A 23,410-nucleotide genomic window follows, 5' to 3' on the forward strand; every position below is an offset into this window, starting at 1 on the left:
ATTGATTTATAAGTATTTAATTTTTATGCCCGCTGAATCCAAGGATCTCCATGGCGGCAGTCGTCATGGATATTCATATTCTTTGATATACGGATTTATCTTTTTGGATAAAATCGCCGTCACTGACGCGCCCTCGACAAGGACATGCCAATGCGCTTTTCACTTTTTCTCGTCTTCAGCCTGTTTGCCGGCCTGGCCCAGGCGGTGCCGCTGCCCGAGGTGCACGAGGGCGACATCATCTTCCACCAATCGCGCTCGGCGCAGAGCCTGGCGGTGCAGCAGGCCACCCACTCGCGCTACAGCCACATGGGGCTGGTGCTGGCGCGCAACGGCACGCTGCAGGTGTTCGAGGCGGGGGCGAAGGTGCAGTACGTGCCGCTGCAGCACTGGATCGCCCGGGGCGAGGGTGGGCACTACGTGATCAAGCGGCTGGCCCGTGCCGATGAGCTGCTGACCCCTGACGTGCTGGTGCAGATGCGCCAGTTGGCGGAGGGCATGCGCGGGCGTCGCTATGACCTGGCCTTCGAGTGGAATGACCAGCGCCTGTATTGCTCGGAGCTGGTGTGGAAGCTCTACGAGCGCAGCCTCGGCCTGCGCCTGGGCGAGCTGCAGCGCATCCGCGATTTCGACCTGAGTTCGCCGGTGGTAAAGGCGAAGATGCGCGAGCGCTACGGCCAGGCCATCCCGCTGGACGAGACCGTGGTATCGCCGGTGGCGATCTTCGAGTCGCCCCTGCTGATCACCGTGGCGCAGCACTGAGCATGGCGCGCAAGACCGTCGCCATCGGCTTTATCGGCGCCACCCTGGACCGCATGGGCAAGGGCGCCGAGCGCTGGAACAAGTGGCGCCCCAGCGTCGGCCTGTGCCAGCAGCCGGATCTGCTGCTGGACCGCCTGGAGCTGATCCACGGCAGCGATGCCCGCGACCTAGGGCTGGCCCAGCGCATCAAGGGCGATGTGGAGCAGGTGTCGCCGCAGACCGAGGTGGTGCTGCACGAGATGCCGCTGCACAACCCCTGGGACTTCGAGGAGGTGTATGCGGCGCTGCACGACTTCGCCAGTGCCTACCGCTTCGATACCGAGCGCGAGGACTACCTGGTGCACATCACCACCGGGACCCACGTAGCGCAGATCTGCTGGTTCCTGCTCACCGAGGCGCGTTACCTGCCGGCGCGCCTGGTGCAGACCTCGCCGGCCCGCCGCCGCGACGAGGATCGCCACGCCATCGGTACCCACTCGCTGATCGACCTCGACCTGTCGCGCTACGACCATATCGCCTCGCGCTTTCAGCGCGAGATGCTGGAGAGCCTGGCGCTGCTGAAGTCCGGCATCGCCACGCGCAACGCGGCGTTCAACCGCAGCATCGAGCAGATCGAGCGGGTGGCGCTGCGTTCCCGCGCGCCCATGCTGCTGGTGGGGCCGACCGGGGCGGGCAAGTCGTTCCTGGCGCGGCGCATCTTCGAGCTGAAGGATGCGCGCCACCAGATCAAGGGCCGCTTCGTCGAGGTGAACTGCGCGACCCTGCGCGGCGACGGCGCGATGTCGGCGCTGTTCGGCCATATCAAGGGCGCCTTCACCGGCGCGCAGAACGCCCGCGATGGCCTGCTGCGCGCGGCGGACGGCGGCATGCTGTTCCTCGACGAGATCGGCGAGCTGGGCCTCGACGAGCAGGCCATGTTGCTCAAGGCCATCGAGGAGAAGCGCTTCTTCCCCATGGGCTCGGACCGTGAGGTGGAAAGCGATTTCCTGCTGATCGCCGGCACCCACCGCGACCTGCGCACGCGGGTGACCGAGGGGCTGTTCCGCGAAGACCTCTATGCCCGTATCAACCTCTGGACCTTCGAACTGCCGGGCCTGGCCGGGCGCCGCGAGGACATCGAGCCGAACATCGATTTCGAACTGGAACGCCACGCCCGCGAGCAGGGGCGCATGGTGCGCTTCAACGTCGAGGCGCGGCGCCGCTACCTGGCCTTCGCCTGTTCGGGGGAAGCGCGCTGGGCGGGCAACTTCCGCGAGCTGTCGGCCTCGATCACGCGCATGGCGACCCTGGCCGACAGCGGCCGCATCGACGAGGTGTTGGTGCAGGAGGAGATCGACCGCCTGCGCTACGCCTGGGGCGCCCAGGGGCAGGCGGATGATGGCCTGGCGGCGCTGCTCGGCGAGCGGGTGGTGGAGCTGGACCGCTTCGACCGCCTGCAGCTGGCGGCGGTGGTCGCGGTGTGCCGCGAGGCGAGCAGCCTGTCCGAGGCGGGGCGGCTGCTCTATGACGTCTCGCGCCAGGCCAAGGCGCAGCCCAATGATGCCGACCGGCTGCGCAAGTACCTGGCGCGGTTCGGCCTGGAGTGGAAGGACCTGGCCGCCGGGTAGCGGCCGTGGCGTGAGCCGGGTGGCAGCCCAGGCCGCCGGGCTCGGCTATCCTGTGCGCCTTTCGAACAGGCCGAGCAAGGACCGCCCATGAACCTCCCTCACTCCGTCGAGCAACTGCGCGAGCGCTGCGCGGCGGGAGAATCCTTCGATTACCTGTACTTCTGGGGCCACAGCAGCGCCCCCGGCGCGCCGCTGGGCAAGGCCTGTTTCAGCCAGTGGTTCAAGTCGCCCTTCACCCTGGATGGCGTGCGCTACGCCACCGCCGAGCACTGGATGATGGCCGGCAAGGCACGCCTGTTCGGGGATGAGCAGGCGCTGGAGCGCATCCTCGCCGCCCGTACGCCGGCCGATGCCAAGGCGCTCGGTCGCGAGGTCCGTGGTTTCGATGACGCCCGCTGGCGGACCCACAGCTTCGACCTGGTGGTAGAGGGCAATCTCGGCAAGTTCGAGCAGAACCCCGACATGCAACGGGTGCTGCTGGGCACCGGCACCAAGGTGCTGGTGGAGGCCAGCCCGGTGGACCCGGTCTGGGGCATCGGCCTGGCCGAGGCGGACGCGGCGGCGCGTGAGCCTGCCACCTGGCGTGGCCTCAACCTGCTGGGCTTCGCCTTGATGCAGGTGCGTGAGCGATTGGGAGGGCAGGCCTGATGTTCACCGACGACGAACTGCAACGCCTGCGCCGGCACGGATTGGTGCCTTTCGCCGGGCGCATCATTCACGAGGCCCGGCCGCCGATCACCGATGCCGAGCTGGCCGAGGTGGAGCAGCGCCTGGGGCGCCCGCTGCCGCCGACCCTGGTGCGGCTGTGGCGTGTCGCCTTCGGTGGCCGCCTCGATTACGACGTCCAGGTGGACTACCAGGGCCATCTGCATCCCTTCTCCCTGAGCGAGCTGTTCTTCCCCGGCAGTGACGGCTACCACGACCTGTGGGGCTGGGTCGAGCACGAGGAGGAGGGCGCTCGGGAGTTCGCCGAGGACGACGGCCGTGAGTGGGATGGGCGCCTGGCGTTCCTGCCCGTGGGCGGCTTCGAGTACCTGGAGCGCATCTATGTCCGCATCGAGCCGGGTGACAATTTCGGCGCTGTCTATGCCTGGAGCAAGGGGCTGCCGCCGGCCTGGCCCATGCGCCTGCACGAGGATTCCTTCGCCCGGGTGGCGGACGATCTGGAAGGGCTGTTCGCCCAACTGGTGTATTACAGCGACCCCTTTGCCGAGGGCGCCGACGGTACCGGCCTGGAGCTGGACGAGGCGCTGGACCCGCTGGCCGCCGAGGATGCCGGGTTGGCGCAGCGGCTGCGGGCTGGGATGAGCGCCCAGGTGCAGGACTGGCGCGGTGCGCTGGAGGACGGCCGGCTACTGGCCGCGCCGGCCTTGCAGCGCCTCGCTCTGGAACACGCCGTGGAGGCCGGTGACGAAGCACTGCTGACGCGTCTGGCCGATGCGGGTGTGGACCTCGGGCAGCTGATCCGCGGTGGGGCGAATGCGCCGGTATACGCCCGCCTGCTCAAGCGCGAGGCCGTGGTGGCCTGGTTCGCTGGACGCGGCATCGCCGAGCGCTACCTCGATCAGTAGTGGTACCAGCGCAGCTGCAGCATCACTTCGTTGTCATTGCCGCCGAGCTGGCTGAAGGAGCGCTCGGCGGAGAGGCGCAGGCCCAGGTCTGGGCCCAGCTCCCATTGCTGGTTGAGTGACAGGCGCCGGCGCACCTCGCCGTTGTGGAAGTAGTCGCCGGCCGCTTCCAGGCTGAGGGTGCCCAGGGGGTTGCGCCAGAGCAGCCCGGTATCGAAGCCGCCGGCCCCGGCGACGAAGGCGCCGAAATCCGGGTTGTGCTCCACCCGGGCGGTGGCCAGGGCGTAGTAGAGGGCGTCGTCCCCCAGTTGCCAGCTGCCGCCCACGCCGCCGTTGAGGTGGCTCACCAGGGTTTCGTCACCGTCCTTGCCGGGCACCCGTTCCAGGCCGCCGGCCACCTGCCAGGACCAGGGCTGCAGCAACTGGGTGCGCGGGGTCAGCGAGCGGATGGTGGCGAAGTCCAGTTGTTGCAGCTGCCAGTGGTTCTGCTCGTACTGGCGCAGCTTGAGCTGGAGGATTTCGATCTGCGCACCGAGGGGAAGCCGGCGAGGTTGTCGTTGAGGTCGTGGTAGGCCATGCGCAGGCCGTACTCGGCGTAGGCGCGGTCTTCACGGCTGCCTACGCCCAGTTGCCAGGTGCGCGACTCGTGGCCTTCCTCGGGCAGCGCCGGGCGTTCGGCCTGCAGCGGGGGCGGCGGGTTCTGGTTGATCGCCCGCAGCAGCTGGAAGCTGCGTTGCGCACGGGCGCCGCTGCGTTCCTCGCCGGTGGAGCGGTAGCGCTCGAGGCGGAAGGCGGCGTCCTGGATCAGCGCGCGGCGCGGGGCGGGCAGGGCGCGGAAGGCCGGGTCGTCCAGCAGGCCTTCATCTTCCGCCAGGCGCAGGACCCAGTCCTGCTCGTCGCCATCCAGTGGCGCGGCACGGGCCATCAGTTCCTTTTCCCGCGAGGGGCGGTAGTCGATCTGCTCCACCAGCCCGGCGTCCTTGATGGCGCGCACGGTGTCGGTGGGGATGGCGGTGAGCGGGAACTGCTCGGTGAGCTCGATGCCGGGGCGGGCGATCTCCAGCAGCTCCAGCAGGCGGTAGGAGCAGTTCTCGTCGAAGAAGAAGTAGTCGAAGCGCACCTGGCGCAGCTCCCACACGTGCTCGACCATGCGCCCGGTTTCCTCGGCGGTGAGATTGAGTCGGTACTCCCACAGGTCGCGGTTTTCCAGGCGGCTGTATTCCTTGAGCTTGTCGCGGTAGGGCACCAGGGCGAAGAGGCCGGGGTAGCCCCCATCAGGCCCTTCCAGGCGTAGAGGATGCTGTTGTCCGCGCCTTCGATGAAGGCACCGAAGTTGAGCGCGTAGCTGAGCAGGGCAGAGTTGTTCTCCTGCACGTCGGGCTGGTCGATGCGCAGCAGGGTGTGGCCGAACATGGACGAGGGGCTGTTGAGGTAGGCCGCAGGGAAGATCAGCACCGTGCTGTGGGGGTTGATGTCGCGGTACCAGTTGGCGAATTCGCTGCAGGCCGGCGCCGACAGCCCGGTCAGCTGCAGGCGTTCGCGCAGCCAGCGGGTGCGCGCCGGGTAGAGGCATTGCGGGTGGCGATCGCCGAGGCTGGCGTCCTGGTAGAGGGCGTTCACCGTGGCGGCGAGTTCGGCGGCGGGGTCGCTGTCGCCGTTTTCGGCGAGGAAGAAGCGTTCGTCGTCGACGTAGCTGCGCCAGCCGCCGAGCTTGCCGGTTTCGTAATGGCCGAGGGCGATCCAGTAGGGGTCTTGCGCCAGGCGCTGCAGGGTTTGCTGGGGAATGGCGGGGGCCGCCATCAGGTGTGTACAGGTGCAGAGCGCCAGGAGGGAGAAGATCCGTTTCAACTGCACTGCTCGCTTTCGCCTGGGGAGGGGATGGGCGAGCTTTGGCGATGCCCGGGGTGGGTGTCAAGCAAGGCCAGAATGCACGATTGCGCAAGCCTTCCGATGCATTTGCGAAGCGCCTCGCGCTGCGCTCCGCTGAGGTCGGAACGCCTTGCAACGCGGACGAAGGCGGCGCCAGAATGCGGCCATTGCTTCCGCGTCACCCATAAGGATTTCCGATGCCCGATCCCCTCGCCGCTTCCCTGCGCCTGGCGCCCGATGCGCTCACCCGCCCCTTCGACTCCAAGCAGTTCGCCTTCGCCACCACCGACGACCTCGAACCTTTCCGCGGCGTGCTCGGCCAGGAGCGCGCAGTGGAAGCCCTGCAGTTCGGCGTCGCCATGCCGCGCCCGGGTTACAACGTTTATGTGATGGGCGAGCCGGGTACCGGTCGTTTCTCCTTCGTGCAGCGCTACCTCAAGGCTGAAGGCAAGCGCCTGGAAACGCCGATGGACTGGGTCTACGTCAACAACTTCGAGGAGCCGCGCGAGCCCCGCGCCGTGCAGTTGCCACCGGGTGAGGCGAACGCCTTCATCACCGACATCGGCCAGCTTGTGGATAACCTGCTGGCGACCTTCCCGGCGGTGTTCGAGACGCCCACGTTCCAGCAGAAGAAGAGCGCGATCGACCGCGCCTTCAACCAGCGTTACGACCGTGCCCTGGATGTGATCGAGCGCCTGGCGCTGGAGAGGGACGTGGCGCTCTACCGCGACAGTGCCAATATCGCCTTCACCCCGATGAAGGATGGCAAGGCGCTGGACGAGGCCGAGTTCGCCCAACTGCCGGAAGCCGAGCGCGAACGCTTCCACGAGGATATCTCCAGCCTGGAGGAGCGCCTCAACGAGGAGCTGGCCAGCCTGCCGCAGTGGAAGCGCGAGTCCAGCAACCAACTGCGCCAGCTCAACGACGAGACCATCACCCAGGCCCTGCAGCCGCTGCTGTGCGTGCTCTCCGAGAAGTACGCGGAGAACGCTGGCGTGGTCGCCTACCTGCAGGCCATGCAGGTGAACCTGCTGAAGACCGTGGTCGACCAGATGCTCGACGACAAGCCGGACCTGCAGCGCCGCGAGATGCTCGAGGAGCAGTACTGCCCGAGCCTGGTGGTGGGCCATCCGGCCAGCGGCGGCGCGCCGGTGGTGTTCGAGTCGCACCCGACCTACGACAACCTGTTCGGCCGCATCGAGTACGGCACCGACCAGGGCGCCCTCTATACCAGCTACCGGCAGTTGCGCCCGGGTGCCCTGCACCGCGCCAACGGCGGCTTCCTGGTGCTGGAGGCGGAGAAGCTGCTGAGCGAGCCCTTCGTCTGGGACGCGCTCAAGCGCGCCCTGCACTCGCGCCAACTGAAGATGGAGTCGCCCCTGGCCGAGTTGGGCCGGCTGGCCACGGTGACCCTGACGCCCCAGGTGATCCCGCTGCAGCTGAAGGTGGTGATCATCGGTTCGCGCCAGCTGTATTACACGCTGCAGGACCTGGATCCGGACTTCCAGGAGATGTTCCGCGTGCTGGTGGACTTCGACGAGGAGATCCCGCTGTCTGAAGAGACCCTCGAACAGTTCGCCCAACTGCTCAAGACCCGTACCTCGGAGGAGGGCATGGCGCCGTTGAGCGCTGCCGCGGTGGCGCGCCTGGCCACCTACAGCGCGCGCCTGGCGGAGAACCAGAAGCGCCTCTCGGCGAAGATTGGCGACCTGTTCCAGCTGCTCAGCGAGGCGGACTTCGTGCGCCAGCTGGCCGGCGAGAAGGTGACCGATGCCGAGCACATCGAGCGTGCGCTGAAATCCAAGGCGACCCGCACCGGGCGCGTTTCGGCGCGCATCCTCGATGACATGCTGGCGGGCATCATCTTGATCGACACCGATGGCGCGGCGGTGGGCAAGTGCAACGGCCTCACGGTGCTGGAGGTGGGCGACTCGGCCTTCGGTGTTCCCGCCCGGATTTCCGCCACGGTGTACCCGGGCGGCTCGGGCATCGTCGACATCGAGCGCGAGGTCAACCTTGGCCAGCCCATCCACTCCAAGGGCGTGATGATCCTCACCGGTTACCTGGGCAGCCGTTATGCACAGGAGTTCCCGCTGGAGATTTCCGCGAGCATCGCCCTGGAGCAGTCCTACGGCTACGTCGATGGCGACAGCGCTTCCCTGGGCGAGGTCTGCACCCTGATCTCTGCCCTGTCGCGCACGCCGCTGAAACAGTGCTTCGCCATCACCGGCTCGATCAACCAGTTCGGCGAGGTGCAGGCAGTCGGCGGGGTCAACGAGAAGATCGAGGGCTTCTTCCGCCTCTGCGAGGCGCGTGGCCTGACGGGCGAACAAGGCGTGATCATCCCCCAGGCCAACGTCGCCACCCTGATGCTCGACGAGCGCGTGTTGCAGGCGGTGCGTGCCGGACGCTTCCATGTCTACGCGGTGCGCCAGGCCGACGAGGCGCTGAGCCTGCTGGTGGGCGAGGCGGCGGGCAGCCCGGACGACAAGGGCCGTTTCCCCAAGGGCAGCGTCAACGCCCGGGTGGTGGAGCGCCTGCGCGAGATCGCCGAGATGGGCATGGAGGAGGAAGAGAAACCCGATGCGGCCAAGGAAGCCGTCGCCGCGCTGGAGAAAGCGCCGGCGCCGGCCAAGCCTCCGCGCAAGGGACCGAAGAAGGAGCCCGGCAAGAAGACCCCGCCCGAGGACAAGATCCAGGGGCCGGCCTGACCAGGCGATGACCGGTCACGGCGCTTGCGGGCGTCGTGGCTGGTCAGTCATTGAGCGATAAGGGCCGGCCCAGCGCGGCTGCCGGTCCGACAGACTTTTCACCACTCCATCCACAGGCTTATCCACAGCTGGCGTGGATAAGGTTTCCTCACTTCCTCACGGTTGCATGCGGGTGTAGGCTGGCCGCAGGTCTACGCGAGGAACGCCGTTATGTCCCGCAACCTCTGCCTTACCCGTCAATGCCTGGGGTTGGTTACGCGCATCGAGTGCGTGATCCTGCCACTGGCTGGAGAGAAGGGACTCTGGACGCTTATCTGCGCGGCCGGCATCTCCGGGGCGCAGCCCTCCGCGCTCAAGGCGCAGGGCCCATTCCACGGGCCTTTCGTCGCTGAATCGGTACTGTCTGCGATTGCCTCTTGCCTGGCCGAGCTGGGCTACTGCGAATGCGCGGACCCGATGATCTGGCGTATCCATGTGCAGGGTGAGTTGCGCCGGCTGAACGGCGAGCGGCGTCACAGCCTGGGCAGCTTCCTGTTCAGCCCGGAGACCTGACGGCCGTCGCGTTGAGCAGCTTTTGCGCAGCGCCCGACAAGCCCCGACTACGCCTGCTCCGGGCCATCGTTCCCAAGACTGTTCACAGGGTTATCCACAGCTGTTGGGGATATTTCGAGGCATTACTTGCCTGTTTTTCTGTAGGAATGTGCTCGTTATACTCGCCGCCAGTTTTGATTCTGGATGCGAGGCTTCATGGAACGCTTATTGGAAAACACGATGTACGCGGCGCGCTGGCTGCTGGCGCCCATCTACTTCGGCCTGTCCCTGGCGCTGTTGGCGCTGTCGCTGAAGTTCTTCCAGGAGGTCTATCACGTCCTCCCGCATGTTTTCGAGAAAACCGAAGCCGAACTGATCCTGGTGCTGCTGTCGCTGATCGACATGTCGCTGGTGGGCGGCCTGCTGGTGATGGTGATGATCTCGGGCTACGAGAATTTCGTCTCCCAGCTGGATATCGATGAAGGCAAGGAGAAGCTCAGCTGGCTGGGCAAGATGGATTCCGGCTCGCTGAAGATGAAGGTGGCCGCGTCCATCGTGGCGATCTCGTCGATCCACCTGCTGCGAGTGTTCATGGATGCGCAGAACATCGATAACGCCAAGATCATGTGGTACGTGATCCTGCACATGACCTTCGTGATCTCGGCGTTCGCCATGGGTTACCTGGACAAGATGACCAAGCACGATCACTGATCGCCTTCCTGCTCCACCATGACCGCCCGTCAGCGTCCTGCTCGCGGGCGGTCGTGTTTCTGCCCGGCGGTTTTGATCCTGTACAGAAACTGTATTTAACTTTTTCCTGTACAGACCGCGAGGTGACGCCATGAACCTGCAGACCCTTTCCAGCGAAGCCCGTGCCGGGCATATCGAGGGGCTCGACCTCATCTCCATGGAAGGGGGCATCTACCTGTTGCAGGCGCATATCGATGGGCGCTGCCACACCCTGGACGATGGCCGTGGCCACGCGATGCAACTGCGCTCGGTGGAGCATGCGCGGGGGCTGTTGCACGAGCTGCCGCGCCTGCCTTTCTATCTGGTGCATGCGTCGGTGCACGACGAGATGTGCGGCATCGCCCCCGATGGGCGCAGCGCGTTGCGGGTGCCGCTGTCGATGGGCTCCTGCCGCTGAACGGGCGGGGTGCGATGCGGGGATAGGGCGCGGAAGGGGGGCTGTGCTAGTCTGGCCGACCTTTTTTCCAGAGCGGAGCCCCGGCCATGTCCGAACTCGAATTTTCCACCGATGAAACCCGTGTCAGCTATGGCATCGGCCGCCAGCTGGGCGACCAGATCCGTGACAATCCCCCGCCCGGCGTGAGCATCGACGCCGTTGTCGCCGGCCTGCGCGATGCCTTCGCCGGCATCGAGAGCCGTGTGGATGGCAATGCCCTGTCCGCCGCCTTCAAGGTGATCCGCGAGCGTATGCAGGCTGAAGCCCAGGAGAAAGCCGATGCCGCCGCTGGCGAAGGTCGTGCCTACCTGGTGGAGAACGCCAAGCGTGAAGGCGTGACCCAGCTGCCGTCCGGCCTGCAGTACGAAGTACTGGTCGCGGGCGAGGGCGCCAAGCCTTCCGCCGAAGACACCGTGCGCACTCACTACCACGGCACCCTGATCGACGGCACCGTGTTCGACAGCTCCTACAACCGTGGCGAGCCGGCCGAATTCCCGGTGGGTGGCGTGATCGCCGGTTGGGTCGAGGCCCTGCAACTGATGAACGCCGGCAGCAAGTGGCGCCTGCACGTGCCCAGCGAGTTGGCCTATGGCGCCCAGGGCGTTGGCAGCATCCCGCCGCACAGCGTGCTGGTGTTCGACGTGGAGCTGCTGGAAATCCTCTGAGCCTTCTCGGGGTGATTGCCGGGCGCGTCGTCCCTGACGGCCCGGGAACCGGTGGAGGCGCCTTTGCCTCCGCTCGCACGGCTGGTGCCCCGGGGCACCAACCATGCGGATGACGCGTCCTGCGTCATCTGAACCCCTCTCAGTGCAGCTGGATTTCGTTATGCGGACGCAGTGCCCGTGCATAGCAGAAGAGGAACAGGCTGCGCACCAGCTCCTTGAGTATCAAGGGCTCGCTGGACGTCAGGCCGGCGAGGTCGAGATCCCCCTGGTCCCGTAGTTCGTCGAGGGCTTCCTCTTCGAGGATGGCGCACACTTCGCCGGTTTCACGGTGGAGGATGCGCAGGTAGGGGTGCGGGCGATCCAGCCAGGCATCGATCAGGTAGGTCATGGCTCATCTCCTTGAAAAGCAGTGAGATGAGAATAATTCCTATTATCAAAATGGCAAGCGCGATTTGCAGCCTTTCGTCGTCTGCTTGATCCAGGTCACGCTGGAGGGTGCGCCCGAGTCTTCTCCCGCGTCCCGTATCCACTGCGTTGTGAGCTGGTTCGGAAGGAGTTGGCGATGGCGCAATAAAAAGCCCGTCGCGAGGACGGGCTTCTGGTGATGCGGGGTTGGATCAGTGCGTGCGTGCCACGGCGAAGCGAGTGAGCTCGATCAGGGCGTCGCGGTATTCGTTGCTCGGCAGCACTTCCAGGCAGGCGATGGCGCGTTCGGCGTAGTCGCGGGCGAGGCGGGCGGTGTAGTCCAGGGCGCCGGCGGCTTCGACGGCTGCGCGGACGCCTTCCAGGTCCTGGCTGCCGCCCTGCTGGATGGCCTGGCGGACCACGGCGGCCTGCTCGGCGGTGCCGTCACGCATGGTGGCGATCAGCGGCAGGGTGGGCTTGCCTTCGGCGAGGTCGTCGCCGACGTTCTTGCCCAGGGTGGCGGCATCGCCGCGGTAGTCGAGCAGGTCGTCCACCAACTGGAAGGCGATGCCCAGGTAGTCACCGAAGGTGCGCAGGGCTTCGACCTGTTCGGCCGGGGCCTGGGCCAGTGCGGCGGCACTGTGGGTCGAGGCCTCGAAGAGCATCGCGGTCTTGCCGCGGATGACTTCCATATAGGTTTCTTCGGTGGTGCTGGCGTCGCGGATCTTCGACAGCTGCAGCACTTCGCCTTCGGCGATCACGCGGGTGGCCTGGGAGATGATGCGCATCACCGGCATCGAGCCCAGTTCCACCATCATTTCGAAGGAGCGCGCATAGAGGAAGTCGCCCACCAGCACGCTCGGCGCGTTGCCCCACAGCGCGTTGGCGGTGGAACGGCCACGGCGCAGGCCGGAGGCATCGACCACGTCGTCGTGCAGCAGGGTGGAGGTGTGCAGGAATTCGATGGTGGCGGCGAGCAGGCGCAGTTGCTCACCGCCAAAGCCCAGGGCGTTGCCGCTGAGCAGGACCAGGAGCGGACGCAGGCGCTTGCCGCCGGCGGACACGATGTAGTCGCCGATCTTTTCCACCAGGGGAACGCGGGAGGTGAGTTGCCGACGGATGATGTCGTCGACTGCGGTAAAATCGTCCGCCACCACGCGGTAGAAGGCCTGGGGTTGCATCAGCGAGGGGTGCTCCTTTGAGGTTGCGCGGCATGCTAGGGGGCAGGGTGGGGGCTGTCAAGGCGAGTACCAGCGGTGCTTGCGCGGCAATCATGGCTTGCGTACAATCGCGGCCCCTGAACTTCCTTGGGCATTTTCCTGCCTTACGCAATTGCACGGGTTCCAGTTCCGGCCCCATGCAGCCATGCCGACCCCTACTTATTTCTATAAAGCGTCGGGTGAGCAGGTTTAACGGAGAAAATCCATGTACGCAGTTATCGTTACCGGCGGCAAGCAATACAAAGTCGCTGAAGGTGAATTCCTCAAGATCGAGAAGCTCGAGATCGCTACCGGCGAATCCGTGACCTTCGATCGCGTTCTGCTGATCGGCAATGGCGACGACGTGAAAATCGGCGCTCCGGTCGTTGATGGCGCCAAAGTAGTCGCTGAAGTGGTCGCTCAAGGCCGTCACGACAAAGTGCGCATCATCAAGTTCCGCCGTCGTAAGCACCACATGAAGCGCCAGGGCCACCGCCAGTGGTTCACTGAAATCAAAATCACCGGCATCCAGGCCTAATTTCCTTTTTTGGAGGATTTGACTCATGGCACACAAAAAAGCTGGCGGTTCTACCCGCAACGGCCGCGACTCAGAAAGTAAACGCCTTGGCGTGAAACTGTACGGCGGCCAGGTCATCAAGGCCGGCAACATCATCGTGCGTCAGCGCGGCACCAAGTTCCACGCCGGTTACGGCGTTGGCCTGGGCAAAGACCACACCCTGTTCGCGAAAGTGGACGGCGTGGTCAAGTTCGAGGTCAAAGGCGCTTTCGGTCGCAAGTACGTGAGCGTCGTCGCGGCCTAATCGCGACTCCGCTGCAAAAGCCCTGTCTCGCGACGGGGCTTTTTTGTTTCTGATAGATGGAAACTCCGATTTGCGCGGGCTTCCCTGTATCCTTGTGTTCTTTTTTCTTTCAACCCGTCCCGCGTGGCGGGAGGCGTCCTGATGAAATTCGTCGATGAAGTATCGATCTTTGTAAAAGCGGGTGACGGCGGCAACGGCCTGATGAGTTTCCGTCGCGAAAAATTCATTGAGAAGGGCGGCCCCAACGGCGGCGATGGCGGTGACGGCGGCTCCGTGTTCATGGAGGCCGACCCGAACCTGAACACCCTGGTCGACTATCGCTACACCCGTCGTTTCGACGCCCAGCGTGGCGAGAACGGCGGCAGCAAGGACTGCACCGGGCGCAAGGGTGAGGATCTGGTCCTGCCCGTTCCGGTCGGGACCACCATCATCGATGCCGGCACCCAGGAAATCATCGGCGACCTGACCAAGCCCGGTCAGCGGCTGATGGTCGCCCAGGGCGGCTGGCATGGCCTGGGCAACGCCCGTTTCAAGTCGAGCACCAACCGTGCTCCGCGCCAGACCACCAACGGCAAGCCGGGCGATTCCCGTGACCTCAAGCTGGAGCTGAAGGTGCTGGCCGACGTCGGCCTGCTGGGCCTGCCGAACGCGGGCAAGAGCACCTTCATCCGTGCCGTTTCCGCGGCCAAGCCGAAGGTTGCCGATTACCCCTTCACCACCTTGGTGCCGAACCTGGGCGTGGTTAGCGTGGGGCGCTACAAGAGCTTCGTCGTGGCCGACATTCCTGGCCTGATCGAGGGCGCTGCCGAAGGCGCGGGCCTGGGTATCCGTTTCCTCAAGCACCTGGCGCGTACCCGCCTGCTGCTGCATATCGTCGATATGGCGCCGCTGGACGAGAGTGATCCGGCTGAAGCGGCTGCCACCATCATCGAGGAGCTGGGTCGATTCAGTCCCGCGCTCACCGAGCGTGACCGTTGGCTGGTACTGAACAAGGCCGACCAGCTTCTCGACGAGGATCGCGAGGCTCGCCTGAAGGCGGTGATCGAGCGCCTGGAGTGGGAGGGTCCGGTCTATGTTATCTCCGCCCTGGAGCGCGAAGGCACCGAAGCCCTGTCCCAGGACATCATGCGCTACCTCGACGAGCGCACCCTGCGCATGAGCGAGGAGCCCGAGTACGCCGAGGAGCTCGCCGAGCTAGATCAGCGCATCGAGGACGAGGCGCGTGCCCGTCTGCAGGCGCTGGACGATCAGCGTGCCCTGCGCCGTGCCGGGCTGAAGAGCGCCGGTGCGGACGATGACGACGATGACTTCGATGATGACGAAGACGACGGCGACGGTCCGGAAATCTTCTACGTTCCCTGATGAATGCGCCGCTCGGCGCAAATGATCGCCATAGGCTGTGCGCCATGGGTCGCACGGCTTTCTAGCTAAGGTTGGAAGATATGCGGGACAAGGTGACGGGCGCGCAGCGCTGGGTGGTCAAGATCGGCAGTGCGCTGCTGACGGCGGATGGTCGTGGTCTCGACCGTGATGCCATGGCGGTCTGGGTCGAGCAGATGGTGGCCCTGCGCAATGCCGGGGTCGAGCTGGTGCTGGTTTCCTCTGGCGCTGTGGCGGCGGGCATGAGTCGCCTGGGCTGGAATGCTCGGCCGAAAGCCATGCATGAATTGCAGGCTGCGGCTGCGGTGGGGCAGATGGGGTTGGTGCAGGCCTGGGAGTCGAGTTTTGGCGAGCATGGCCGGCACACCGCGCAGATTCTCCTGACCCATGACGACCTCTCCGATCGCAAGCGCTACCTCAATGCGCGCAGCACCCTGCGCACCCTGGTCGAGCTCGGTACCATTCCGGTGATCAACGAGAACGATACGGTGGTGACCGACGAAATCCGTTTCGGCGACAACGACACCCTCGCGGCCCTGGTGGCCAACCTGGTCGAGGCCGACCTGCTGGTGATCCTCACCGATCGCGACGGTATGTTCGATGCCGATCCGCGCCACAATCCCGATGCCCAGCTGATTTTCGAGGCCCGTGCCGATGACCCGGCGCTGGACGCCGTCGCGGGCGGCACCGGTGGTGCACTGGGGCGTGGCGGCATGCAGACCAAGCTGCGTGCGGCGCGCCTGGCGGCCCGTTCCGGCGCGCATACGGTGATCGTTGGTGGGCGCATCGAGCGGGTGCTGGATCGCCTCAAGGCGGGCGAGCGCCTGGGTACCCTGCTGGCGCCCGAGCGCGGCATGCTGGCGGCACGCAAGCAGTGGCTGGCTGGCCATCTGCAGACCCGTGGCACCCTGGTGCTGGACGCGGGTGCCGTGAAGGCCCTGCGTGACGATCGCAAGAGCTTGCTGCCGGTGGGCGTGAAGGCCGTGCAGGGCAGCTTCCGTCGTGGCGAGATGGTGGTCTGTGTCGGGCCGGATGGGCGCGAGGTGGCGCGCGGCCTGGTCAACTACAGTGCCCTGGAGGCGCAGAAGATCATCGGGCAGTCCTCCGAACAGGTGGAGAAGCTGCTGGGTTATGTCGATGAGCCCGAGCTGGTGCATCGGGACAATCTGGTTCTGGTCTGAAGGAGCGTTCGGATGCGCGTGATCAAGGGATTGTCGGCATTGGTGTTGTGCATGCCTTTGCTGGCCGCTGCGGAGGAGATCGGTTCGGTCTCCACCGTGTTCAAGTGGGTGGGGCCGAACGACAAGATCGTCGTCGAGGCTTTCGATGACCCCAAGGTGGATGGCGTGACCTGCTACCTGTCGCGCGCCAAGACCGGCGGAGTGAAGGGTGGGCTCGGCCTGGCCGAGGATCGTGCCGAGGCTTCCATCGCGTGCCGTCAGGTGGGGGCGATTCACTTCAAGGGTGAATTGAAGGATGGCGAGGAGGTGTTTAAAGAGCGCACCTCGCTGGTGTTCAAGACCATGCAGGTGGTGCGTTTCTTCGACCAGAAGCGCAATACGCTGGTGTACCTGGTGTACAGCGATCGGGTGATCGAGGGCAGTCCGCAGAATGCGGTCACGGCGATCCCGATCCTGCCTTGGGCCGAGTCGCGCTGAAGATCAAAAGCCCGGTTCGCCGGGCTTTTTTGTGGTCGCGCTTCGGCGATGCTTTTTCGTGGGCAATAAAAAACCGGCCCTGGGGCCGGTCTTTCATCGGAAGCAAAGCTTAGGCAGCAGCCTGGCCGAGCGCCTTGATGTGGGCGTTCAGGCGGCTCTTGTGACGAGCAGCTTTGTTCTTGTGGATGATGCCCTTGTCGGCCATGCGGTCGATTACCGGAACAGCCAGGGTGTAGGCGTTCTGGGCCTTGGGCAGGTCCTTGGCATCGATCGCCTTGACGACGTTCTTGATGTAGGTACGGACCATGGAGCGCAGGCTGGCGTTATGGCTACGACGCTTCTCAGCCTGTTTTGCGCGTTTTTTGGCAGAAGGTGTATTGGCCACCGTCAAGCTCCTCGAAAACTGGGGGGATACAAACAAATAAGGCCGCGAATCATGCCGATGCGATGAAGCAATGTCAAGGGCAGGTACGGCTTCCCTACAAAGGGGCGACGAGCGTACCTCAGATCGGCGGGCAGCGTGATTTATTTCTGCACCGGCTCTACACTCGCGGCCTCCGAAAACCAGCGCGTTGGCCTGGTTGCGGCCCCGCCCGCCGGGCGCAAACCCTTCATGTTCACCCCGGAATGCAAGCAGCCTGACCTTATGAACCTGCTCAAATCGCTGGCGGCCGTCAGTTCCATCACCATGCTTTCTCGGGTCCTCGGGTTCGTTCGCGACACCATCGTGGCGCGCATCTTCGGTGCCGGCGTGGCGACCGACGCCTTCTTCGTTGCCTTCAAGCTGCCCAACCTGCTGCGGCGGATTTTCGCCGAAGGCGCGTTCTCCCAGGCCTTCGTGCCGATCCTGGCGGAGTACAAGAGCCAGCAGGGGGAGGAAGCGACCCGCACCTTCCTGGCGTATGTATCCGGCTTGCTGACGCTGGTGCTGGCGATTGTCACGGCCATCGGCATGCTCGCCGCGCCCTGGGTGATCTGGGCCACGGCGCCGGGCTTCACCGATACGCCGGAAAAATTCGAGCTGACCACCTCGCTGCTGCGGGTGACTTTCCCCTACATCTTCCTTATCTCTCTCTCGTCCCTGGCCGGGGCTGTGCTCAATACCTGGAACCGTTTCGCCGTGCCGGCCTTCGTGCCGACCCTGCTGAACGTGGCGATGATCATCTTCGCGCTGTTCCTGACACCTTATTTCGACCCGCCGGTGATGGCCCTGGGCTGGGCGACCCTGGCCGGCGGCCTGGCGCAGTTGCTGTACCAGCTGCCGCACCTGAAACGCATCGGCATGCTCGTGCTGCCGCGCCTGAACCTGCGGGACAGCGGCGTATGGCGGGTGATGAAGCAGATGGGGCCGGCGATCTTCGGCGTTTCGGTGAGCCAGATCTCGCTGATCATCAACACCATCTTCGCGTCCTTCCTGGCGGCCGGCTCGGTGTCGTGGATGTATTACGCCGATCGCCTGATGGAGTTGCCGTCCGGTGTGCTGGGCGTGGCCCTGGGCACCATTCTCCTGCCGTCGCTGGCCAAGACTTATGCCAGTGATGATCGCCAGGCCTATTCGCAACTGCTGGACTGGGGGCTGCGCCTGTGCTTCCTGCTGGTGCTGCCCTGTGCCCTGGCCCTGGCGCTGATCGCCGAGCCGCTGACGGTGTCGCTGTTCCAGTACGGCAAGTTCAGCGCCCATGACGCCGAGATGACCCAGCGTGCGCTGATCGCCTACTCGGCGGGGCTGCTGGGGATCATCCTGGTCAAGGTGCTGGCGCCTGGCTTCTACGCCCGGCAGAACCTGCGCACGCCGGTTCGCATCGCCCTGTTTACCCTGGTTGCGACGCAACTGATGAACCTGGTCTTCATTGGTCCGCTGCAGCACGCCGGGCTGGCATTGGCCATTGGCCTGGCCGCTTGCCTCAATGCCGCGCTGCTGTTCTGGCAATTGCGCCGGCAGAAGCTGTTCGAGCCGCAGCCCGGTTGGCCGATGTTCCTGACCAAGCTGCTGGTGGCGGTGGCCTTGATGGCGGCGGTGCTGGTGGGCGGCATGTGGCTGCTACCGGCTTGGGACCAGGGCGACATGCTGGTGCGCCTGTTGCGCCTGGGTGGGTTGGTCACGGCAGGGGTGCTGAGCTATTTCGCTACCTTGGCGTTGCTTGGCTTCCGCCTGCGACACTTCGCCCGACGTGCGATCTGAGCTTCCCGGGGCCGCCTGATCGGGCATCGGCGCGGCCCGTCAGCGGCGCCTGTTGTCTGGCTGCGGGTGTGCGTATAATTCGGCCACTTTGTGAACAAGACGTGTGCTATGCAGCTGGTCCGAGGCCTCCATAACCTGCGGCCCCAACTTGGGGGTTGCGTTGCCACCATCGGCAATTTCGACGGCGTACACCGTGGCCATCAAGCCATTCTCAAACGCTTGCGCGAGCGCGCAGCCGAGTTGGGCGTGCCCAGCTGCGTGGTGATTTTCGAGCCGCAGCCCCGCGAGTTCTTCGGCCCCGATACCGCCCCTGTGCGGCTGACCCGCCTGCGCGACAAGCTGGAGTTGCTGGCTGCCGAAGGCGTCGACCGCGTGCTGTGCCTGGCCTTCAACCGCCGGCTGCGCGAACTCAGCGCCGCCGAGTTCGTGCATGCGGTGCTGGTCGAGGGGCTTGGGGTCAAGCATTTGGAAGTGGGCGATGACTTCCGTTTCGGCTGTGATCGCGCCGGCGACTTCGCATTCCTGCAGATGGCCGGTGCGGCCGAAGGCTTCAGCGTGGAAGCTGCCGCCACCGTCGAGCTGGATGATGTACGGGTGAGCAGTACGCGCGTGCGCCAGGCCCTGGCCGCTGCCGACTTCGCCCTGGCCGAGCGCCTGCTGGGCCGGCCTTTTTCCATCACCGGGCGGGTGCTGCACGGGCAGAAGCTGGCGCGCCAACTGGGTACGCCCACGGCCAACGTGCAGCTCAAGCGTCGGCGCGTTCCCCTTTCCGGGGTCTTTCTGGTCAGCGTCGAACTGGACGGCAAGCGCCGCCCCGGCGTTGCCAACATCGGCGTGCGTCCCACCGTGAAGGGGGATGGCAAGGCCCACCTGGAAGTGCACCTGCTGGATTACTCCGCCGATCTGTATGACCGGCGCATCAGCGTGACCTTCCACCACAAGCTGCGTGAAGAGCAGCGTTTCGCCTCCCTCGAGGCGTTGAAGTCGGCGATCGACGCGGACGTCGCCGCAGCCCGTGCCTACTGGCAAGGCATCCCAATTCAATGATGAGCCTGGACTGACATGACCGATTACAAAGCGACCCTCAACCTGCCGGAAACGGCATTTCCGATGAAGGCCGGTCTTCCCCAGCGTGAGCCGGAGACCCTGCAGCGCTGGGACTCCATTGGGCTCTATCAGAAGCTGCGCCAGATCGGTGAGGGCCGCCCGAAGTTCGTCCTGCACGATGGCCCGCCCTATGCCAACGGCAGCATCCACATCGGTCACGCGGTCAACAAGATCCTCAAGGACATCATCGTCCGCTCCAAGACCCTGGCGGGCTTCGATGCCCCGTACGTGCCGGGTTGGGATTGCCACGGCCTGCCGATCGAGCACAAGGTCGAGACCACCCACGGCAAGAACCTGCCCGCCGACAAGACCCGCGAACTCTGCCGTGCCTATGCCGCCGAGCAGATCGAAGGGCAGAAGGCCGATTTCATCCGCCTGGGTGTATTGGGCGAATGGGACAACCCCTACAAGACCATGGCCTTCGCCAACGAGGCCGGTGAGATCCGCGCCCTGGCCGAGATGGTCAAGCAGGGCTTCGTGTTCAAGGGCCTGAAGCCGGTCAACTGGTGCTTCGATTGCGGTTCCGCCCTGGCCGAGGCCGAGGTGGAGTACCAGGACAAGAAGTCCGACGCCATCGACGTCGCCTTCCTGGTCGAGGACGCCGACAAGCTGGCCGCGGCATTCGGCCTGTCGAGCCTGGCCAAGCCGGCCGCCATCGTCATCTGGACCACCACTCCCTGGACCATCCCGGCCAACCAGGCGCTGAACGTCCACCCCGAGTTCAACTACGCCCTGGTCGATACCGGCGCGCGCCTGCTGTTGCTGGCCGAAGAGCTGGTGGAGTCCTGCCTGGCGCGCTTCGGCCTCGAAGGCCAGGTGATCGCCACCGCCAAGGGCGAAGCGCTAGAGAACATCCGCTTCCGCCACCCGTTCTACGAGCGCCTGTCGCCGGTCTACCTGGCCGAGTACGTCGAGCTGGGTGCCGGCACCGGTGTGGTCCACTCCGCGCCGGCCTATGGCGAGGACGACTTCCGTTCCTGCAAACACTACGGCATGAGCAACGACGACATCCTCAGCCCGGTGCAGAGCAATGGCGTCTATGTCCAGGACCTGCCCTTCTTCGGCGGCCAGTTCATCTGGAAGGCCAACCCGGCCATCGTCGCCAAGCTGGAAGAAGTCGGTGCGCTGCTCAAGCACGAGAGCATCAACCACAGCTACATGCACTGCTGGCGCCACAAGACCCCGCTGATCTACCGCGCCACCGCGCAGTGGTTCGTCGGCATGGACAAGCAGCCCAACGAAGGCGCCACCCTGCGCGAGCGCGCGCTGGCCGGCATCGAGCAGACCGAGTTCGTGCCCGCCTGGGGCCAGGCGCGCCTGCACAACATGATCGCCGGCCGTCCGGACTGGTGCATCTCGCGCCAGCGCAACTGGGGTGTGCCGATCCCGTTCTTCCTGCACAAGGCCACCGGTGAGCTGCACCCGCGCACCGTCGAGCTGATGGAAGAAGTGGCCAAGCGCGTCGAGCAGGAGGGCATCGAAGCCTGGTTCAAGCTGGACGCCGCCGAGCTGCTGGGCGATGAGGCCCCGCAATACGACAAGATCAGCGACACCCTGGACGTGTGGTTCGACTCCGGCACCACCCACTGGCACGTGCTGCGCGGCTCGCACCCGCTGGGCCATGCCACCGGCCCGCGTGCCGACCTGTACCTGGAAGGCTCGGACCAGCACCGCGGCTGGTTCCATTCGTCCCTGCTGACCGGTTGCGCCATCGACAACCACCCGCCGTACCGCGCGCTGCTGACCCACGGCTTCACCGTCGACGAGTCCGGCCGCAAGATGTCCAAGTCCCTGGGCAACACCGTGGTGCCGCAGACGGTGATCGACACCCTGGGTGCCGACATCCTGCGCCTGTGGGTTGCGTCCACCGACTACTCCGGCGAGATCGCCGTTTCCCAGCAGATCCTGCAGCGCAGCGCCGATGCCTACCGCCGCATCCGCAACACCACGCGCTTCATGCTTTCCAACCTCTCGGGCTTCGACCCGGCGCAGCACCTGGTGCCGGTGGAAGACATGCTGGCCCTGGATCGCTGGGCCGTGGACCGTACCCTGCAGCTGCAACGCGAGCTGGAAGAGGCCTACGGCGAGTACCGCTTCTGGAACGTTTACTCCCGCGTGCACAACTTCTGCGTGCAGGAACTGGGCGGCTTCTACCTCGACATCATCAAGGACCGCCAGTACACCACCCAGGCCGACAGCCTGGCGCGTCGTTCCTGCCAGTCCGCGCTGTTCCATATCGTCGAGGCGCTGGTGCGCTGGGTCGCGCCGATCCTGGCCTTCACCGCCGAGGAAGTCTGGCAGTTCATGCCGGGCGAGCGTGGTGAGTCGGTGATGCTCAACACCTGGTACCAGGGCCTGAGCGAGCTGCCGGAAGGCTTCGAGATGAGCAACGCCTTCTGGGAGGACGTGGTCGCGGTCAAGGCGTCGGTGAACAAGGAGCTGGAGAACCTGCGTACCGCCAAGGCCATCGGCGGCAGCCTGCAGGCCGAGGTCACCGTCTTCGCCGAGGAATCCCTGGCTACCAAGCTGGCCAAGCTGGGCAACGAACTGCGCTTCGTGCTGATCACCTCCACCGCCGACGTGCAGCCCCTGGCGGCCGCACCGGCGGATGCAGTGGAAACCGAGGTGCCGGGCCTGAAGCTGAAGATCCTCAAGTCCGTCCACGCCAAGTGCGGCCGTTGCTGGCACCACCGCGCGGATGTCGGCGTGAACGCCGCGCACCCCGAGCTGTGCGGCCGTTGCGTCGAGAACATCGAAGGTGCTGGTGAGGTTCGCCACTATGCCTGAGGCCCGTTTTGGCCGTCTCGGCTGGCTGCTGCTGAGCGTGCTGGTTTTCGTGCTGGACCAGGGTTCCAAGTGGGTGGTGCTGGATGTGATTCCGTTCCGCGAACGGATCACCGTCATCCCCGGTTGGTTCGATTGGATTCACGTCTACAACACCGGTGCCGCCTTCAGCTTCCTCGCCGACAGCTCCGGCTGGCAGCGTTGGTTCTTCGCCCTGATCGCCCTGGTGGTCAGCGGCGTGCTGGTGGTCTGGCTCAAGCGCCTGAAGGCCGACGAAACCTGGCTGGCCATTGCGCTGGCCATGGTCCTCGGTGGCGCACTGGGCAACCTCTATGACCGCGTGGTGCTTGGCCACGTGGTCGACTTCATCCTGGTGCATTGGCAGGATCGCTGGTACTTCCCGGCATTCAACCTGGCCGACAGCGCCATCACCCTGGGCGCCATCATACTGGCGCTGGATATGTTCAAGTCGAAGAAGTCCGGAGAACCCGCTCATGACTGAGTCTCTCGCCACTGAGTCGCGCATCGGTCCGGATGCTCGGGTCACCCTGCATTTCGCCATCAAGCTGGAGAACGGTGATGTCGTCGACAGCACCTTCGACCGCCAGCCGGCCACCTTCAAGGTCGGCGATGGCAACCTGCTGCCGGGTTTCGAGGGCGCACTGTTCGGTCTCAAGGCCGGTGACAAACGGGTGCTGCCGATCGAGCCGGAGCAGGGCTTCGGCCAGCCGAACTCGCAGAACGTGCAGGTGATGCCGCGCAGCCAGTTTCAGGACATGGAACTCTCCGAAGGCCTGCTGATCATCTTCAATGACGCCGCCAACACCGAGTTGCCTGGCGTGGTGAAGCGCTTCGACGACAGCCATGTGACCATCGACTTCAACCACCCGCTGTCCGGCAAATCGCTGCGCTTCGAGGTGGAGATTCTGGCAGTCGAGCCGGCGTGATTTCAGCTCCCGCAGGGGAGGGCGGCCGCAA

General features: G+C 65.3%; 22 protein-coding genes and 1 pseudogene. 19 read left to right on the forward strand and 4 right to left on the reverse strand.

Annotated features, from left to right (window positions below):
• Positions 1–150 precede the first annotated feature (150 nt).
• The 4 genes from PSm6_RS15365 (at position 151) to PSm6_RS15380 (ending at position 3,937) form a co-directional block, all read left to right on the forward strand.
• Entirely contained in the window at positions 151–759 is a 609-nt protein-coding gene (locus tag PSm6_RS15365) for a YiiX family permuted papain-like enzyme (protein ID WP_184488584.1), read from the forward strand.
• A 2-nt stretch (positions 760–761) separates the two neighbouring features.
• Positions 762–2,366 (forward strand): RNA repair transcriptional activator RtcR, encoded by a 1,605-nt coding sequence (gene rtcR, locus PSm6_RS15370; RefSeq protein ID WP_021219391.1) that lies wholly within the window; start codon positions 762–764, stop codon positions 2,364–2,366.
• 87 nt (positions 2,367–2,453) lie between these two features.
• On the forward strand, positions 2,454–3,014 hold the full coding sequence (gene ybiA, locus PSm6_RS15375; protein ID WP_263400631.1) for a riboflavin biosynthesis intermediates N-glycosidase: 561 nt from the start codon (positions 2,454–2,456) through the stop codon (positions 3,012–3,014).
• Complete coding sequence (locus PSm6_RS15380) at positions 3,014–3,937, forward strand: SMI1/KNR4 family protein (RefSeq protein ID WP_052351347.1); 924 nt, start codon at positions 3,014–3,016, stop codon at positions 3,935–3,937. The genes ybiA and PSm6_RS15380 overlap by 1 nt, the downstream gene beginning before the upstream one ends.
• Here PSm6_RS15380 and PSm6_RS15385 read toward each other — a convergent pair.
• Positions 3,931–5,719, reverse strand: a pseudogene (locus tag PSm6_RS15385) (Lnb N-terminal periplasmic domain-containing protein). The gene PSm6_RS15380 and the pseudogene PSm6_RS15385 sit on opposite strands and share 7 nt — an antisense overlap.
• A gap of 281 nt (positions 5,720–6,000) precedes the next feature.
• Between PSm6_RS15385 and PSm6_RS15390 the strand changes: the two are divergent.
• The 5 genes from PSm6_RS15390 to bamJ all read left to right on the forward strand — a co-directional run bounded on the left by PSm6_RS15390 (position 6,001) and on the right by bamJ (position 10,896).
• Positions 6,001–8,514, forward strand: a complete 2,514-nt coding sequence (locus PSm6_RS15390) for a Lon protease family protein (RefSeq protein ID WP_043243711.1) — start codon at positions 6,001–6,003, stop codon at positions 8,512–8,514.
• A gap of 210 nt (positions 8,515–8,724) precedes the next feature.
• A complete protein-coding gene (locus tag PSm6_RS15395) occupies positions 8,725–9,066 on the forward strand; it encodes a PA4575 family protein (protein ID WP_021219386.1) in 342 nt (113 codons plus the stop codon).
• Positions 9,067–9,261: 195 nt separating this feature from the next.
• Positions 9,262–9,756: a TIGR00645 family protein gene (locus PSm6_RS15400; protein WP_031287650.1), complete on the forward strand. Its 495-nt coding sequence runs from the start codon at positions 9,262–9,264 to the stop codon at positions 9,754–9,756.
• Positions 9,757–9,886: 130 nt separating this feature from the next.
• Positions 9,887–10,192 (forward strand): DUF6482 family protein, encoded by a 306-nt coding sequence (locus PSm6_RS15405; RefSeq protein WP_043243713.1) that lies wholly within the window; start codon positions 9,887–9,889, stop codon positions 10,190–10,192.
• A gap of 86 nt (positions 10,193–10,278) precedes the next feature.
• On the forward strand, positions 10,279–10,896 hold the full coding sequence (gene bamJ / locus PSm6_RS15410; RefSeq protein WP_021219383.1) for a BamJ family beta-barrel-assembly machinery protein: 618 nt from the start codon (positions 10,279–10,281) through the stop codon (positions 10,894–10,896).
• Between the two features lie 139 nt (positions 10,897–11,035).
• Here bamJ and PSm6_RS15415 read toward each other — a convergent pair whose 3' ends face one another.
• Positions 11,036–11,284, reverse strand: a complete 249-nt coding sequence (locus PSm6_RS15415; protein ID WP_021219382.1) for a PA4570 family protein — start codon at positions 11,282–11,284, stop codon at positions 11,036–11,038.
• A 229-nt stretch (positions 11,285–11,513) separates the two neighbouring features.
• Positions 11,514–12,482, reverse strand: a complete 969-nt coding sequence (locus PSm6_RS15420; RefSeq protein ID WP_021219381.1) for a polyprenyl synthetase family protein — start codon at positions 12,480–12,482, stop codon at positions 11,514–11,516.
• A 244-nt stretch (positions 12,483–12,726) separates the two neighbouring features.
• Between PSm6_RS15420 and rplU the strand changes: the two genes are divergently transcribed.
• From rplU to PSm6_RS15445, 5 genes are all read left to right on the forward strand, one after another.
• Positions 12,727–13,038: a 50S ribosomal protein L21 gene (gene rplU / locus PSm6_RS15425; protein WP_021219380.1), complete on the forward strand. Its 312-nt coding sequence runs from the start codon at positions 12,727–12,729 to the stop codon at positions 13,036–13,038.
• A gap of 25 nt (positions 13,039–13,063) precedes the next feature.
• Positions 13,064–13,321, forward strand: coding sequence for a 50S ribosomal protein L27 (gene rpmA / locus PSm6_RS15430; protein WP_031287649.1), 258 nt, complete (start codon positions 13,064–13,066; stop codon positions 13,319–13,321).
• Positions 13,322–13,462: 141 nt separating this feature from the next.
• Complete coding sequence (gene cgtA / locus PSm6_RS15435) at positions 13,463–14,683, forward strand: Obg family GTPase CgtA (protein ID WP_265167677.1); 1,221 nt, start codon at positions 13,463–13,465, stop codon at positions 14,681–14,683.
• An 80-nt stretch (positions 14,684–14,763) separates the two neighbouring features.
• Complete coding sequence (gene proB / locus PSm6_RS15440) at positions 14,764–15,882, forward strand: glutamate 5-kinase (protein WP_265167678.1); 1,119 nt, start codon at positions 14,764–14,766, stop codon at positions 15,880–15,882.
• A 12-nt stretch (positions 15,883–15,894) separates the two neighbouring features.
• Positions 15,895–16,359, forward strand: coding sequence for a CreA family protein (locus PSm6_RS15445; protein ID WP_263400622.1), 465 nt, complete (start codon positions 15,895–15,897; stop codon positions 16,357–16,359).
• A gap of 109 nt (positions 16,360–16,468) precedes the next feature.
• Here PSm6_RS15445 and rpsT read toward each other — a convergent pair whose 3' ends face one another.
• The gene (rpsT, locus tag PSm6_RS15450; RefSeq protein ID WP_031287647.1) at positions 16,469–16,744 is read right to left on the reverse strand and encodes a 30S ribosomal protein S20; all 276 of its coding nucleotides are present in this window, start codon (positions 16,742–16,744) and stop codon (positions 16,469–16,471) included.
• 261 nt (positions 16,745–17,005) lie between these two features.
• On the opposite strand from rpsT, the gene murJ reads away from it, so the two are divergent.
• The 5 genes from murJ to PSm6_RS15475 all read left to right on the forward strand — a co-directional run bounded on the left by murJ (position 17,006) and on the right by PSm6_RS15475 (position 23,379).
• On the forward strand, positions 17,006–18,541 hold the full coding sequence (gene murJ / locus PSm6_RS15455; protein WP_265167679.1) for a murein biosynthesis integral membrane protein MurJ: 1,536 nt from the start codon (positions 17,006–17,008) through the stop codon (positions 18,539–18,541).
• A gap of 108 nt (positions 18,542–18,649) precedes the next feature.
• Positions 18,650–19,588, forward strand: coding sequence for a bifunctional riboflavin kinase/FAD synthetase (ribF, locus tag PSm6_RS15460; protein WP_265167680.1), 939 nt, complete (start codon positions 18,650–18,652; stop codon positions 19,586–19,588).
• A gap of 15 nt (positions 19,589–19,603) precedes the next feature.
• Positions 19,604–22,435: an isoleucine--tRNA ligase gene (gene ileS / locus PSm6_RS15465; protein ID WP_265167681.1), complete on the forward strand. Its 2,832-nt coding sequence runs from the start codon at positions 19,604–19,606 to the stop codon at positions 22,433–22,435.
• Positions 22,428–22,934 (forward strand): signal peptidase II, encoded by a 507-nt coding sequence (lspA, locus tag PSm6_RS15470; protein ID WP_265167682.1) that lies wholly within the window; start codon positions 22,428–22,430, stop codon positions 22,932–22,934. The genes ileS and lspA overlap by 8 nt, the downstream gene beginning before the upstream one ends.
• Positions 22,927–23,379, forward strand: a complete 453-nt coding sequence (locus PSm6_RS15475; protein WP_043243724.1) for an FKBP-type peptidyl-prolyl cis-trans isomerase — start codon at positions 22,927–22,929, stop codon at positions 23,377–23,379. The genes lspA and PSm6_RS15475 overlap by 8 nt, the downstream gene beginning before the upstream one ends.
• Positions 23,380–23,410 lie beyond the last annotated feature (31 nt).

Source organism: Pseudomonas solani (assembly GCF_026072635.1).
In the GTDB taxonomy this organism is placed as follows: Bacteria; Pseudomonadota; Gammaproteobacteria; order Pseudomonadales; family Pseudomonadaceae; genus Metapseudomonas; species Metapseudomonas solani.

What these genes read in the sequence shown, in the direction of transcription:
- PSm6_RS15415 (WP_021219382.1), bottom strand. Translation starts at nt 11,284, where the DNA reads ATGACCTACCTGATCGATGCCTGGCTGGATCGCCCGCACCCCTACCTG.
- PSm6_RS15445 (WP_263400622.1), top strand. Translation starts at nt 15,895, where the DNA reads ATGCGCGTGATCAAGGGATTGTCGGCATTGGTGTTGTGCATGCCTTTG.
- cgtA (WP_265167677.1), top strand. Translation starts at nt 13,463, where the DNA reads ATGAAATTCGTCGATGAAGTATCGATCTTTGTAAAAGCGGGTGACGGC.
- PSm6_RS15365 (WP_184488584.1), top strand. Translation starts at nt 151, where the DNA reads ATGCGCTTTTCACTTTTTCTCGTCTTCAGCCTGTTTGCCGGCCTGGCC.
- proB (WP_265167678.1), top strand. Translation starts at nt 14,764, where the DNA reads ATGCGGGACAAGGTGACGGGCGCGCAGCGCTGGGTGGTCAAGATCGGC.
- ileS (WP_265167681.1), top strand. Translation starts at nt 19,604, where the DNA reads ATGACCGATTACAAAGCGACCCTCAACCTGCCGGAAACGGCATTTCCG.
- PSm6_RS15400 (WP_031287650.1), top strand. Translation starts at nt 9,262, where the DNA reads ATGGAACGCTTATTGGAAAACACGATGTACGCGGCGCGCTGGCTGCTG.
- PSm6_RS15420 (WP_021219381.1), bottom strand. Translation starts at nt 12,482, where the DNA reads ATGCAACCCCAGGCCTTCTACCGCGTGGTGGCGGACGATTTTACCGCA.
- PSm6_RS15405 (WP_043243713.1), top strand. Translation starts at nt 9,887, where the DNA reads ATGAACCTGCAGACCCTTTCCAGCGAAGCCCGTGCCGGGCATATCGAG.
- PSm6_RS15380 (WP_052351347.1), top strand. Translation starts at nt 3,014, where the DNA reads ATGTTCACCGACGACGAACTGCAACGCCTGCGCCGGCACGGATTGGTG.
- PSm6_RS15395 (WP_021219386.1), top strand. Translation starts at nt 8,725, where the DNA reads ATGTCCCGCAACCTCTGCCTTACCCGTCAATGCCTGGGGTTGGTTACG.
- murJ (WP_265167679.1), top strand. Translation starts at nt 17,006, where the DNA reads ATGAACCTGCTCAAATCGCTGGCGGCCGTCAGTTCCATCACCATGCTT.
- rtcR (WP_021219391.1), top strand. Translation starts at nt 762, where the DNA reads ATGGCGCGCAAGACCGTCGCCATCGGCTTTATCGGCGCCACCCTGGAC.
- PSm6_RS15475 (WP_043243724.1), top strand. Translation starts at nt 22,927, where the DNA reads ATGACTGAGTCTCTCGCCACTGAGTCGCGCATCGGTCCGGATGCTCGG.
- PSm6_RS15390 (WP_043243711.1), top strand. Translation starts at nt 6,001, where the DNA reads ATGCCCGATCCCCTCGCCGCTTCCCTGCGCCTGGCGCCCGATGCGCTC.
- rpmA (WP_031287649.1), top strand. Translation starts at nt 13,064, where the DNA reads ATGGCACACAAAAAAGCTGGCGGTTCTACCCGCAACGGCCGCGACTCA.
- lspA (WP_265167682.1), top strand. Translation starts at nt 22,428, where the DNA reads ATGCCTGAGGCCCGTTTTGGCCGTCTCGGCTGGCTGCTGCTGAGCGTG.
- ribF (WP_265167680.1), top strand. Translation starts at nt 18,650, where the DNA reads ATGCAGCTGGTCCGAGGCCTCCATAACCTGCGGCCCCAACTTGGGGGT.
- bamJ (WP_021219383.1), top strand. Translation starts at nt 10,279, where the DNA reads ATGTCCGAACTCGAATTTTCCACCGATGAAACCCGTGTCAGCTATGGC.
- rplU (WP_021219380.1), top strand. Translation starts at nt 12,727, where the DNA reads ATGTACGCAGTTATCGTTACCGGCGGCAAGCAATACAAAGTCGCTGAA.
- ybiA (WP_263400631.1), top strand. Translation starts at nt 2,454, where the DNA reads ATGAACCTCCCTCACTCCGTCGAGCAACTGCGCGAGCGCTGCGCGGCG.